Origin of the sequence: Mycobacterium sp. (genome assembly GCF_049278535.1) — a bacterium.
In the GTDB taxonomy this organism is placed as follows: domain Bacteria; phylum Actinomycetota; class Actinomycetes; order Mycobacteriales; family Mycobacteriaceae; genus Mycobacterium.
Genome location: NZ_JBAPMI010000104.1, coordinates 1 through 12,733, shown reverse-complemented (window position 1 = coordinate 12,733; position 12,733 = coordinate 1). Strand labels below are relative to the sequence as shown.

Genomic DNA, 12,733 nt, shown 5'->3' with positions numbered 1-12,733 from the left:
AACCCGACCGGCTGGCCGGTCGCGGCGTATCCCAGCGACCCCGAACCCATCTCACCGGCGATCACCTGACCCGAATTCAGGCCTACCCGTAACCGCAGATCCACCCCATCGCGGCGCTGCACCTCGCCCGCCAACCGGCTGGCCTCCTCCTGGATGGCCAACGCGGCCAGACACGCGCGAAAAGCATGATCTTCCAACGCAATTGGGGCGCCGAACAGCGCCATCAGCCCGTCGCCGGTGTACTCCACGCTGCCGCCACCATAGCGCTGCACCACCGCGGCCGAGCGTTCCACCAGCTCGGTCATGATCTCGCGTAACCGCTCCACATCCACAGCCGCCGCGATGTCCATCGAGCGCACCACATCGGCGAACAACGCCGTCACCTGCTTGTACTCTGCCGCATCACCAGAATGCGCTGCCCGGGCGCCGCACTCATCACAAAACTTCGCGTTCTCCCGCAGCCCAGCGCCGCACGACCGGCAGACCACGCCTGCAGTCATCCGAACACCGCCGATCCAGGGGTCCCGACTACCCCTATTGCACAACTGTCAACAATAGGGCGATTACCAGCGAAGAGCAGCGCTGTTGAACACGGGGTTAAGCAATTCTGTTCGATACCGGACCGCAAAGCGTGGCTACGGGAGTGCCTGCGGAGTAACCAGGAATTTCTCGCCAGTGGCTCGCTTGACGTAAGCGGTGAACGCGTCGGGCCTGAGCATGCCGGCCAGTGAAACCTCTCGGGTATAGGTACTTGCGAACGTCGTGGTGAGTTCCGCGGCCACGCGGGCCCGCAGCCGTCCGATGGTCTCGCCGCCCGCGTTTTGAAGGAAGTAGGTGAGCAGCCAACCGCCAATTCCCCATGCCATGCCGAAGTTTCTGGTGAGCGTCGTCGGCCCGGTGTCGAGTCCGCCGTAGATGTACACCTGCTTGTGGACGGTCGATCCGTACCGCGAGTACTCCGTCGCTGCAGAGCTGACGGCTTCCTCCATGGCGCTGAGAATTTGGCTTACCAGCGTGCCCCCGCCTGTGGCGTCGAACGCAAGCGTCGCGGACGTTGCCTTGAGCGCATCGGTGAGATCTGTTGCAAATGACGGTGATTGGGAGTTGAGGACATGGACCGCACCGAGCGACCTCAGTAGCTCTTCCTGGTCGGGCTTGCGGACAACGTTGACCAGCGGCACCCCATCCTTAAGGCAGAGCTTGACGAGCATCTGGCCAAGGTTCGACGCCGCAGCTGTATGCACCAGGCCGGAATGACCCTCGAGCCGCATGGTTTCCAGCATCCCGAGCGCCGTCAAAGGATTGACGAAGGACGAGGCCCCGTCCTTGGCCGTCGCCCCCTCGGGCAAGACCAGACATGCCAAAGCATCAACTGCTCGGTACTGCGCGTACATCGCGCCGCCCGCGATCCCCACCGTTTTCCCGAGGAGAGCCTGCGCCGCTGACGACGGCCCCGCGGCCACGACCAGGCCCGCACCCTCATTACCCACGGCAAGCGGTTTGTCGACTCGCGCGCCCAGGCCTCCCAGCGCTCCCGCTGCCAACGACGCTGTGACGATGGGGCGCTCGCGTGTGCCAGCTACCGTCGCAGTAGTCATGTCCGCGCCGGCGGTGAGCAGGCCCAAGTCTGACGGATTGATCGGCGAGGCCTCCACGCGCACCAACACCTCGTTGGAAGCGAGCGTGGGAACCGGGACGTCCTCCAGCGAAAGCTGCAGCGTGCCCTGTGAGGTCACCAACGAACGCAATTCCAATGCACTATCAGGCAAAACTGCGGTCATGGCTGGTGCCTCGTTCCTGTCGTCGGGTGTCCTCAACGCTATGAACTTGCAACGTAGTCAAAGATCTTCCCCGAGCGCGGTGCCTCGAGGGAACCGCCAGGAAGTGCAGCAGTGGCATCGCTACGCGCCGGACGTGAATAAGCCCCGTACGCTTCCACGGTGAACGCGATCGACCCAGACAAGCTCCGCACGTGCCTATTGGTGCTGGCCGACATCGAGTCTTTGCCGCCCGAGCATCCCGATGCCGTTGCCGTGCGACGGGCCACCGCGGCCATATTCAAGTCGGTGAAGAAAGCCCGCCGCCACGCCAAGCGCGACGCGGTGGCGGCCGCAGATCACGCCGTCACCGCGGCCACCGCCACCGGTGCGCCCGGTCGCATCGACGACGAAACTGCTGGCCTACCCCTCGTGTCCACCACGGTCGGAGCGTCGGCGGGAACGTTGCTTCGGTCGCGTGCGTGCTACATGTGCAAGAACCGATACACGGTGGTCGACGCGTTCTACCACCAACTGTGTCCGGAGTGCGCCGCGCTCAACCGCGCCAAACGCGACGCCCGCACCGACCTCACCGGTCGGACCGCACTGCTCACAGGTGGCCGCGCCAAGATCGGCATGTATATCGCACTGCGACTGCTCCGCGATGGCGCCCACACGACAATCACCACCCGATTTCCGAACGACGCCGTGCGCCGCTTCGCCGCTATGCCCGACAGCGCCGACTGGCTGCACCGGCTACGCATCGTCGGGATCGACCTGCGCGACCCCGCTCAGGTCGTCGCTCTCGCGGACACCGTCGCCGCGCAGGGCCCCCTGGACATCCTGATCAACAACGCCGCCCAGACGGTACGGCGAGCTCCCGGTTCCTATGCGGCGCTCGTCGAGGCGGAGCGCACCCCGGCGCCGGAGCTTGTCGACGTGGTCACTTTCGACCGTGTCAGCGAGGCCCATCCCGCGGCGCTTGCCGGCAGCCTCGCCGAGCACCAAACTCCGCATGCCGTAACCGAATTGGCCCTCACAGCTCGCAGCGCGTCCCCGGATCGGATCGCCGCCGGCACCGCTATCGACGCGGGCGGTCTGCTGCCCGACACGGCGTCAATCAACAGTTGGACTCAACGTGTGCATGAGATCGACCCGATGGAATTGCTCGAGGTTCAGCTCTGCAACCAGACCGCGCCGTTCATTCTGGTGAGCCGGCTGCGCCCGGCGATGGCCGCTTCACCTGCCCGGCGCACGTATGTCGTGAATGTGTCGGCGATGGAGGGGCAGTTCAGCCGGGCATACAAGGGACCGGGGCATCCGCATACCAACATGGCCAAGGCCGCGCTGAACATGTTGACCCGCACCAGCTCAGCCGAGATGCTCGAGAAGGACGGCATCCTCATGACCGCCGTCGATACGGGCTGGATCACCGACGAGCGTCCACACCCGACCAAGCTGCGGCTCGCCGACGAGGGCTTCCACGCCCCGCTCGACCTTGTCGACGGCGCCGCCCGCGTGTATGACCCGATCGTCCGGGGAGAGTTTGGCGAAGATTTGCACGGCTGCTTCCTGAAGGACTACTCGCCGAGCAACTGGTAGCTCCCACGCACGGTTACGTGCCAGTTGCCGCAGCTTTCCTGATCTGCCGTGACCCTACGGTCGCGCTTCGAAGATCAAATTGAACGGCGTCTGCGTCGCTCGATGAAACTGACTGAAGCCACCCTCGTCGACCATTACGCTTCTCAACCGCCGTTCGCCGGCCTGCGCCCCTAATGCGGGTCCCTGTCGCGCGAGCGAGACCGGCACACAAATCAGCGATGATGCGGCATAGAACAATCGCCCAACCGGGTTGAAGTTGTCGCTGATGTTGTCATTGGCGAAAGGCTCGACCAGCAGACAGTGACCGTCACCTTTGAGCGCATTTCTCGCGTGACGGGCGGCGCCGGAAGGGTCCGCCATGTCGTGTAGGCAGTCGAAGAAGGCGATGAGATCGAAATCGTTGCTCTCATACGAAGTGGCGTCGGCCACCTCGAAGGTCACGTTCTCGGCGCCCAATTGCGACGCGCGCTCGCGGGCTGTGTCGATCGATGGGCCGTGGTAATCGATTCCGACAAACCGTGAGTTCGGAAAAGCTTGCGCCATAAGGATTGTGCTTGCACCATGGCCACAGCCAACATCAGCGGCTCTGCCGCCCGCGGTGAGCTTGTCGACGACGCCGTCGAGCGCGGGAAGCCATGAGGATAGCAAGTTGGCGTGGTAGCCCGCTCTAAAGAAACGTTCGGTGCCTTCGAAGAGGCACGGATGATGTTCGCCCCACTCCATGCCGTCGCCGGTGCGAAAGTTCTCCACCGCACGATCGCGAACCGCGAACAGGTCTCGGATGATCTGGTAGGCCCCGGGCAGGTCCACGGGGCCGGCGGGATCGGCGAGGCACGCTTTCTGCTCGTTGTTCAGGTAGTACTTGTCGTTGGCCTCATCAAATTCGACGTAGCCACTCGCCGCCTGATTTGCGAGCCACTCGCGAATGTAGCGCTCGCTGGTTCCCGTGTTCTGGGCCAATTGCTCGACTGACAGCGGCTGTACTCCCAGCTCCGAGTACAAGCCCAGCTCGTCACCAATCGACATCAGCACGGCGCTCGCAGCGGCGGCCAAGTCACCGACCGCCTTGCCGAGAAAATTCTCGAGCCTGCCTTCACTGGTTGTCATCGCAAGCCCCTTCGGCCGAATTCCGTGAGATTACCTTTGCTCCGCCGCGAGCTCAGCTGTTGGAGGCCCCGCAGCTCGGCACGGTGTGATCGCCTGTGATGCCCTGCAGATACCAGGTGTTGGAGACGTCGACCAGATGAACAGTCGCTTCTGAGGCTCCCGGTGCGTGGTTGATGTTGTCGGCGTTGACATACCACGAGTGGTTGTAGGTGTAGCAGACGTTCAGCGCGGCCGCGCCGTCCTTGACTGACTGCACGTTGACCGTCCCGAGGGTGAGGCCGTCGTTGGAATGGCTCGTGTGGTCTGCGGCGTCGTATTCGCCTTGCCTGCCCAATCCCTGTGCGGCACTGCGCAAGGCGTTGAATTGATCGCCACCCAAGTTCGGTTCGACGACGGCAGAGAACTGCTTTGCGGCCGGCCCGGCCTGAGCATGGTCGGCGTTGTAGGCGGTCATCGCCGGCCAGATGTCGTGGGTGTAGCGGTCGATGATCTGCTGGTGCACGGCAGGTTCCGCCTTCGCTGGGTCGCTGGGAGAGCCGCACGCCAGCAGCACGACTACCGGGACGAGGGCGACAGTGAGTTTCATGGCATTCTCAGAATATCGGTGACCCCGTGACCGGCGACCGGATCGACTCGCACCGGGTTGCCGGAGTCGGGCGCATTCATCATGTAGCCGTTGCCGATGTAGATGCCGGTGTGCTCGGTGCCGGCGTTCGCGTTGGGCCGGAAGACCAGGACATCGCCGGGCTGCGCCTTGCCGATCACGGCGCTGCTCGGTACAAGGGATAAGTCCTTGGCATGCGCGAAGTTCGGGTTGGTGTCGATCGCGTCGGTGCCCTGACCGACATCGAATCCGGCGCCCTGCTGGACGGAGTAGCGAACCAGGCCGCCGCAGTCGTAGCCGTAGCGGTCCCAGTCGTGGTTCTGGTTGGCGCCCTGGCCAGAGTCTCCCTGACCCTGCGACGGGCCGCCCTTCGACTTGTTGGCCCCCCACGCGTAGGTCGTATTCTGTTGTCCCGCAGCGAATGCCAGCGAGTCGATGGCTCGGTCGCCGGTTGGCGTCCGTGGGTCCGGCAGGGGATCGCCCGGCTGGAAGTGCGCCAGCCGCTCGTGCCACTCATCCGCGGTCAAACCGGCCAGCAGTGGTGACGGCATGAGGTTGTCCGACAGGTGATGGCTGATATCGGGGGAGCCGTTGTCCTTCGTCGCCTCAGTGGGAAACGGTTGATGACCACCCTTCGTGGGCAACGGCAACTGGTGGGCCGGCGTCGTTTTGCCGCCTCCGGGGGGTGGCTCCTGCGGGGTCTCGCGTCCGTTGTAGTCGAGCTTGGCGTCGCCAACTGCGGCTCGCATCGCGGTGGCGAGTTCGTGATCGGTGGTGTGCGCCTTGGTTTTCACCGTGTCGAGCTGGCCCTGCAGGATCTGCTGCTCTAACTGGGCTTCGGTCGTTCCCATCGGCAGGCCGGCGTTGCCGATATCAACCTTCCAGTCTCGGGTGATCCTGAACCCCAGCCCCTGGGCGGTCTCGTCGACATCGCTCATCATTCCCTTGGTGATCTGCACGTCCTCCCAGGCATTGCAGACAGCCGACGCCACTTGTCGTGACTCGCGTCCGTCGGTCTCGATGTCGATGCGCGCCCTGCCGATGCTGGTGTGGAACGCGGTCCCGGCCTCGCCGTCCCAGTCGGAGAGGCTCTGGCCGACCTGACCCAGGTCGTCGCCGAACCTCTGTAGTGTGCCGCCACGAGCGTTGGCCACCTGAAAAACCTTGAGCACAGCGCCAGCGTCCCAACGGCGTACGTCGTCGGGAGTCAGCTCGCTCATCGGGCGTCGATCAAGTGCAGGGACACGGGGAGAGCGTTACCGCCCGAAGCTATCCGACGGTGTGGACGATGAGGATGTCAACTTTGGCTCTGCGGGCAACAGTGTCGGGCACGGAGCCCAAGAGACGACCGGCGACCGTGCCCAAACCCAAGTTGCCGACGACGAGCAAGTCGGCCTTGACCTCGTCGGCCAGATGTAGCAGCGCAGTGACGGGCGCGCCGACAATCGAGCGCTCTTCGATGTCGTGCGCCCCGGCGCCCTTCGCTCGTTCGCGGGCATCCTGAAGGATCGCGTAGACAGAGGCGCTCCCGTGCATCCGGTAGCCCGCGCCCCCGAGGCTGTCCTCGGCCTTGGCGTCATTCACCCGATCCGGGGAGGGGGGTCTTGACCAGCCGCCTTTTTCCGACGTGTCGAGATGCGCGCTCGCGATGACCAGCTTCGCCGAGTCTTGCGCCGCGATCGCGGCTGCGCGGTCGACCGCCTTTAACGACGACTCCGAGCCGTCGGTCCCGACGACGATTGTCCGATAACTCATGCCGCCTCCATCAGTCGCTCTATGACGACAACAAGACATTATCGGCCAGGCTAGTTATTCGAAGCCCATTGAGCTGATCGCGGCGAACGTGCTGGCTCCGCCACGCATGACCGGCTAGTTGCCGGCCTCGATCGCCGCGACTCGTGCAGTGGCGTCGGGTCCGCAGAAGCGCTGCAGATTCACCCCACCGCCGGCCAGCAGACTGTCGATGCGGCGCTTCAGGTCACCGGAGGACAGGTGGGCGTAGAGATTCGCGCCGGGGCATGAAGTCGCCGCAAAATCGCGGTGGCCCGCCAAGGTACTGCTCGCGATGCGGAAGTTCTGGGCGGCCCAGGCGAATGCCAGAGCGGTGCCGTGGAGTTGCGCCTCAGACACAGCCTCCTGATCGAAGTCTCCTTCGCACAGGACCAGGAAGTGGCCCGTTGTGTCGTAGTCAGTCGCGGTGTCACCGGCAATTTCGGTGCTACGCAGTTCGTAGAGGTTGCCATTGCGGTCGACGCCGACGTGATAGGCGATGTCGATCCATCCGTGCTGGTCTTGGTGGTAGCGCTGGTCTTGTCGCAAGTGCTCCGGAGCATTTCGGTTGTTGCCGAGGACCACCGCTTCGTGGTGCAGAGTCATCCGGGTGATGGTGTGATGCTTGCCGCCGGGTCGGGCCGGTCGCGCGCCCCACGCGTCTCGGCAAATCAGCGGTGCCGCAGAAGAAGCGGTGAGGCGGGCACTGGTCGTCCGGGCATCACTCCCGCAGGCGCTGACCATCGACGCCACACCGACGCTTGCCGCCAGTCGCAGTAGCTGACGTCGGCTGACGAAATCCGGGGGTTGATGGTCGCACCCAGGCGCATGCACGCGCTCACGGTACGGCGTTGCAGTCGGTCAGGGCCCGGTAACGATGCGCTGAGGCACGTAACGCCCGGTCACGACATTCGCGGTGGCAGGTTCACGCTGCAGACGACGCGCGTCCCGCTTGATCCGACGACTCAGTACCCGGTCATTGCGGCTGGTCACGGTATGACTGTGCCGAATCAGCAGCTCCAGCTGCTGCCAGCTGAGCCCGTCGAGTTCACCGGCCGAGTCATGTGTCGCGATCACCACGGCGCCACGGAGCAGCGGGACTGTTTTGGCGGTGAACCCCGTCGTGGCCAGCAGCAATTCGGTTGCGCTGCGATTGACATTGCGGCGGCAGCGCCGCGTCGACGGAGTGAACCAGAAGTCGAACTGCCGATTGGCGCTGCTCAAACTTTCCAATCCGTAGTTGTGAACGAGTCCCGCGATATCGGCATTGCTGTAGGCGCTGGTCTCGTAGACAACGCCAGCGGGGTTGACGTAGAGAACGGTATTCATTAGTGGGTGTCCTTTCCGGCTTCGCACTGGTCGAAATGTCGCCAGGCAAATCCCACGTATGTAATTTGCCGTATAACGGACAAGCTAAACCTGCCTAACGAAAAAGAAACGATGTTCAATCCTGAGGCCACACCGCGACGACCCGCACACCGGATCTCGACAGCCGCATTGCCACTCATGTTGGACGAAGTGAAACGCGCCTTCCGTCTGAATCAAGCAATCCTCGACGAACTTGTCGTCGACATGGAAGTCGCGTGATGGGTAGCTCATCCGACGCCGGACGGACAAGCGGCGCCCTGAGGTGGCTTGCTCAAACCCCTACGCGGAGAAGAGATCTGCGGGGTTGATCAGCGCGGCGAGGTCGGCCAGCAGTGCGCTTCCGGTCGAGTGGATCAATTCGGGCATGTTGGCCCACTCCGCTGTCGCCACAGTGCCCAACTCCGTGGGGAAGTCGTTGTTGGCTGTCAAGACCGCGGTGGCCAGGTCGTCGCGGGCATTGAGCAGTCCGGCGATGATTCCGGTGTTCGGATCGAACACCGTGTCGTTGAGCAGGGATCCGAGCTGACTGGGCAGCAGCAACGACAGCACGGTCTGGCCCATCGCCAATTCAGCGGGCAAGTTGATATCGCTGGCTGCCAACGGCAGGGCGTGGAAGATCGCCTCAAGGCTGCCGACCGGATTGGTGATGATGTCGTGGTCGACAGCGGCCCAGTCCGGTGCTAGTGCGGGGGTGAATCTCAGCTCGAGCGGAGTGCTCGGGTCGCTGCCGAAGACGGCGGCAAAGTTATCGGTGCCGATCGCGCCTTGCAGACCGTGCAGTATCAGTTCCTGTAATACCCAGCCGGGGTGGGCATCTGCACGGGACACGTCCAACGCGTAGTCGTACGACATGACCCGCTGTGACATGTCCGCCGCGTATTCCGCGGGGCTGACGCTGGGTGTGTCGGCAGGCAGATAGCTGGCCACATCGGCCACCGGCACCACCTCAGTCGACACCGGCAAGCCCGTCGGGTCTGTGCCGTCGGGAAGATTCTCGAATCGAGCGAAGATCTCGCCGCTGCTAACACCATTGCTGTCAAGCCAATTCGCAACACCTGGATTGGTCGCGCTGACCACGTAGTAGGTGTAGCCGTTGGGATCGGCAAAGGCCGTGGTGTTGTTCAGGGTGGTCTGCGCCAAGGTGAACGGAAGCGCCGCGCCGAAGACATTCATCAGCTCGATCCCGCTGTAGCCAGACGGCACATCGGGTACTTGCACGATCAGGGCTTGGTCAGGATTCAAGTCGAAGTTACCCGCGGAGACGTCTGCACTGGGCAAACCCGTGGTGAATAAGCTTGTTTCGGGGGTTAGCGCGCTCATCGTATTGGGGGATAGCTCGATGCCGGCAACCTCGGCCAGGCCCATGTTCTCCTGATTGAATGGCCCGACGATGTTGCTGAAAGCGGTGAACAACGTCGTAAGCAGCGAGCTGCCCGATGCGGCTTGGGTGGTGGAAGTTTCTGCAAGCGAGCCGATTTCGGTAACAGAGCTGTCTGCGCCGGGAAAGATTCCGGTGCTCGGGATAGAGAAAAACGCCGGGCAGTCGGATACGCAGTGAATGCTGATGCTGCTAGGGCCCTGGGCCCAGTCACCCAGCACGTCTCGAATGAGCAGCGATGCATCGCCATTGGTGGTGGCATCGGTGTCGTTGATGAAGTTGACTGCGCCGGTCGGCTCGGTGGGGCCGATGTCGACGGTGAACGTGCCGTTGGGATTGACGACGAGGCCGTGGTCGAGTTCCAGGCTCTCCTTGCTCACAGCGGTTGAGCCCGTTATTGCTTCGGTGGCGATGGCGAGACCTTCGGTGCCTTTGCCAACCGTGCCTGTGAGCTCGTAGGTCGCGCCAGGGGCCAGGCCGGCGGTTGCGTGGTAGTAGATGTCGGGTGTGAAGAATTGAAAGTACTGGCGGGAATCGGCGGCATCGCCGGCGACTGCCTCCGGTGACTGGAAGAAGACCCCGTTGAAAAGCTCGGTGACTCTGGACAGCCCGGCCGATAGCAATTCATAGTTCGTGTTCTGCAGCCCTGTCATCAGCATGGCGTCGCTGTCCGGTGTCGCAAATGGCAGTGCTGCGTCGTAGTTCGCCGCCTGCTGCATGGCCTCGAGAAGCTGGTCGAGCGCCGGCTGGTATGAGCTCGACGAGCCCGTTAAGTCGGCGGCTGCACCGTCTGCAGCGGCGTGCGGCGCGGCGATGACGACCGACAGCGCGCCGGCCAGTGCGATCGTCGTCATTCCTGCGTGCCGCACCCAATGTGGCGGGCATGAAAACTTCGTCTTATCGTGCATCGCCGTGGTCATGCCCGTCCCTTCGCTGGGATGCGATGCACGGATTATTCGTCATGTAAACCACGAAGAAGGTGGTTTCAGCCTTACTACTCGGCGGCGCTGTCTGGCTGGCGGCTGCCCGCAAAAGGTGAAGGGCGCCGTCATTCGGTTCGGGCTATGCTTCACCGCGCAGGAGCACTGAACAGGAGGGATCGTCGTGGCCGATAAGTTGAACGTCGACCCCGTCGCGCTGCACAACGGCAGTAACGACATGCTGGACTCGGTCGGCGAGGCCGCTTTGAGCTTCGCGAATCACGAGGACGGGTTGGCTGAAGCGGCGCCCGGCTGGATCGGGACCTCGAAGCAGGCACTGGGCGAGTTGACGGCGCGCTGGGAAGCCCGCCACGGTCACCACAAGTTGCAAGTGGGCAAGCTGGGGTCGCACGTGGCTGACGCCATGACCCGCTATGTCAGCAACGAAGACGAGTCGGCCCAGGCGGTCCGGTCGCTAGGGGATTGAGGGCTAACGCGTGGCGGCGCTGACTCCGGCTGACGTCAAGCGCTGGGACGCCGATGCGATCCACGGTGTGTTCCAGACTGCGAGCAATCGGGCGACGACCCTGCAGCGACTGGGTGACAGTCTGCAGCAGGTGCACAACAATCTCAGCGACTGGCAGGGGGAAGCCGGCGATGCTTTTCGCGCAGATCTGGGCAGGACGCGCCACGACATCGAGGCCGACGGTCAGCAGACCATTCAGGTAGCCGCGGCGATATCGCGCGCCGAAGCCGACGTGCGTGCGGTCAAGGCCGAACTCGATGGAATCGAGCGCGCCGCAGAGGGTTACGGCTGGACTATCACCCCAGACTGGCGAATCGATGTGGGCAACACCATGATTGGGCCCGAGCGAATCGCCCTTGCCGCTGAGCAACAGCTGCTGCAGGGACAGCTCGATACTTGCAAAGCGCATGCACACAACGCCGACCATGAACTGGCCACCGCCGTGCGCGGCTCCGTTGGCGATGTCACGCTGACCGCCGCCAACGCGCCCGCGCCAGGCGGGGGTCAGCCGAAATCCTGGCAGGACATGCTGTTGCCCGCTGGCCCGGCGAGCGCGCCGCCCGGCGGTGACCCTGCGAAAGGTCCGCCGGTCCCGGCCGGCGCCGGGGGAGGTAAGCCGCCTTCCCTGGAAGACATGATGCTTGGCCGCGGCGAGCCAGTCGACCACGGACCGCCTCAACCAGGCAGCCTGCCGGATCTGTTGAGCCGGCTTCACCAGCCCGGCGTCCCCGCCGCGCCACCGCCTCGGTTGAAACCCGAGGACGTGGAGAGCTTCAAGGCGCTGGCCCGTCAAAGCATGCTCAGCGACGGCGTGCCGCCGGATCAGATCGAGGCACAGCTGAACGCCGCCGTCGCCCGCACTCAGCAGTGGCTGGATAACGGGATGCCCAACTACGTCCCGCCGGCGCCGCCACGCCCACCGCCACCAGGATTCGGTGACGGATTCGCTGACCATTGGTTTGGCTTCGAGCAGAGCGTTCACGACCTGACGGGGCAAAACGGACTGCGTGCACTGGGTGATTCGTGGGGCGGGATGGCGAAAGGTCTCGCTGGAAAAGCGGAGGAATACCTGCTCCAAGGACCGGTCGCACCGATCAACGACCTCACCCACGAGGTAAAAAGCTTCATTGACAACCCGGCTTACTACGCGGGTGGTCGAACCGCCGACGGTGCCATTGCGTTGCCAGGAATGTTGTTCGGCCCCGAGGGTGCAGGCCTAAGCAAACTCGCGGACATCGACGCCTATGCCGGCATGACGGGTCCGCCACACGTACCGATGGGCTTGGACAATCCCATTAGTTACCATCCCTGGTCCGAGTCAGCGGCGCAGGATCTCTTTGCCGCTTTCGGGCACGGTGAACCCACCGCAACCCTCAATCAGCACTTGTCCGACATGGTGACGCACTACGTTGGTGACAACCCCGACAGAGTGGTGTTGGGCAGATTTGATGGCCACGAGGGCGGGTATATCGGTGAGGCCCGAGGCAGCGGAGGAATTTATTTCGACACCGGCGACCCGACGTGGAAAATGCTTGCCGGAGGCCTCGAGAGGCTCCGAGAGCAGGCGGTTGTCTGGCCTGTGAACGAGCAGTTTCTTCGCACTCAGATGGAAAATCAAATCGGACGTATCGACTATCTTCTGAATCGCAATGTATACGACTCCCTTGAGGACATGGCGGTGGATCGTGCGGGGACATACTC

General features: G+C 63.6%; 12 protein-coding genes. 3 read left to right on the top strand and 9 right to left on the bottom strand.

Annotated features, from left to right (window positions below):
• Positions 1-500: adenylate/guanylate cyclase domain-containing protein (locus WAO18_RS06930; RefSeq protein ID WP_422204987.1), on the bottom strand; the 500-nt coding region annotated here is incomplete at its 3' end.
• A gap of 135 nt (positions 501-635) precedes the next feature.
• Positions 636-1,781: a zinc-binding dehydrogenase gene (locus tag WAO18_RS06925; RefSeq protein ID WP_422204985.1), complete on the bottom strand. Its 1,146-nt coding sequence runs from the start codon at positions 1,779-1,781 to the stop codon at positions 636-638.
• Positions 1,782-1,940: 159 nt separating this feature from the next.
• On the opposite strand from WAO18_RS06925, the gene WAO18_RS06920 reads away from it, so the two are divergent.
• Complete coding sequence (locus WAO18_RS06920) at positions 1,941-3,359, top strand: SDR family NAD(P)-dependent oxidoreductase (RefSeq protein WP_422204983.1); 1,419 nt, start codon at positions 1,941-1,943, stop codon at positions 3,357-3,359.
• 54 nt (positions 3,360-3,413) lie between these two features.
• Here the strand turns inward: WAO18_RS06920 and WAO18_RS06915 are convergent, their stop codons facing one another.
• The 7 genes from WAO18_RS06915 to WAO18_RS06885 form a co-directional block, all read right to left on the bottom strand.
• The gene (locus WAO18_RS06915) at positions 3,414-4,412 is read right to left on the bottom strand and encodes a class I SAM-dependent methyltransferase (RefSeq protein WP_422204981.1); all 999 of its coding nucleotides are present in this window, start codon (positions 4,410-4,412) and stop codon (positions 3,414-3,416) included.
• A 106-nt stretch (positions 4,413-4,518) separates the two neighbouring features.
• Positions 4,519-5,052, bottom strand: a complete 534-nt coding sequence (locus tag WAO18_RS06910) for a hypothetical protein (protein WP_422204979.1) — start codon at positions 5,050-5,052, stop codon at positions 4,519-4,521.
• Entirely contained in the window at positions 5,049-6,290 is a 1,242-nt protein-coding gene (locus WAO18_RS06905; protein WP_422204978.1) for a C40 family peptidase, read from the bottom strand. The genes WAO18_RS06910 and WAO18_RS06905 overlap by 4 nt, the downstream gene beginning before the upstream one ends.
• Before the next feature lie 49 nt (positions 6,291-6,339).
• Entirely contained in the window at positions 6,340-6,825 is a 486-nt protein-coding gene (locus tag WAO18_RS06900; protein ID WP_422204976.1) for a universal stress protein, read from the bottom strand.
• Between the two features lie 114 nt (positions 6,826-6,939).
• Positions 6,940-7,674: a peptidoglycan recognition family protein gene (locus WAO18_RS06895; protein ID WP_422204974.1), complete on the bottom strand. Its 735-nt coding sequence runs from the start codon at positions 7,672-7,674 to the stop codon at positions 6,940-6,942.
• 27 nt (positions 7,675-7,701) lie between these two features.
• A complete protein-coding gene (locus WAO18_RS06890; protein WP_422204973.1) occupies positions 7,702-8,169 on the bottom strand; it encodes a hypothetical protein in 468 nt (155 codons plus the stop codon).
• A 318-nt stretch (positions 8,170-8,487) separates the two neighbouring features.
• Positions 8,488-10,440 (bottom strand): hypothetical protein, encoded by a 1,953-nt coding sequence (locus tag WAO18_RS06885; protein ID WP_422204971.1) that lies wholly within the window; start codon positions 10,438-10,440, stop codon positions 8,488-8,490.
• A gap of 250 nt (positions 10,441-10,690) precedes the next feature.
• Here WAO18_RS06885 and WAO18_RS06880 point away from each other — a divergent pair, with 250 nt between their 5' ends.
• On the top strand, positions 10,691-10,993 hold the full coding sequence (locus WAO18_RS06880; RefSeq protein WP_422204970.1) for an RNA 2'-phosphotransferase: 303 nt from the start codon (positions 10,691-10,693) through the stop codon (positions 10,991-10,993).
• A 10-nt stretch (positions 10,994-11,003) separates the two neighbouring features.
• Positions 11,004-12,733 (top strand): hypothetical protein (locus tag WAO18_RS06875; protein WP_422204968.1); only part of this gene is annotated, 1,730 nt, incomplete at its 3' end.

Bases quoted from the DNA above. Each gene is read 5' to 3' on its own strand.
- WAO18_RS06925 (WP_422204985.1), bottom strand. From the start codon at position 1,781: ATGACCGCAGTTTTGCCTGATAGTGCATTGGAATTGCGTTCGTTGGTG.
- WAO18_RS06910 (WP_422204979.1), bottom strand. From the start codon at position 5,052: ATGAAACTCACTGTCGCCCTCGTCCCGGTAGTCGTGCTGCTGGCGTGC.
- WAO18_RS06905 (WP_422204978.1), bottom strand. From the start codon at position 6,290: ATGAGCGAGCTGACTCCCGACGACGTACGCCGTTGGGACGCTGGCGCT.
- WAO18_RS06900 (WP_422204976.1), bottom strand. From the start codon at position 6,825: ATGAGTTATCGGACAATCGTCGTCGGGACCGACGGCTCGGAGTCGTCG.
- WAO18_RS06890 (WP_422204973.1), bottom strand. From the start codon at position 8,169: ATGAATACCGTTCTCTACGTCAACCCCGCTGGCGTTGTCTACGAGACC.
- WAO18_RS06885 (WP_422204971.1), bottom strand. From the start codon at position 10,440: ATGACGACGATCGCACTGGCCGGCGCGCTGTCGGTCGTCATCGCCGCG.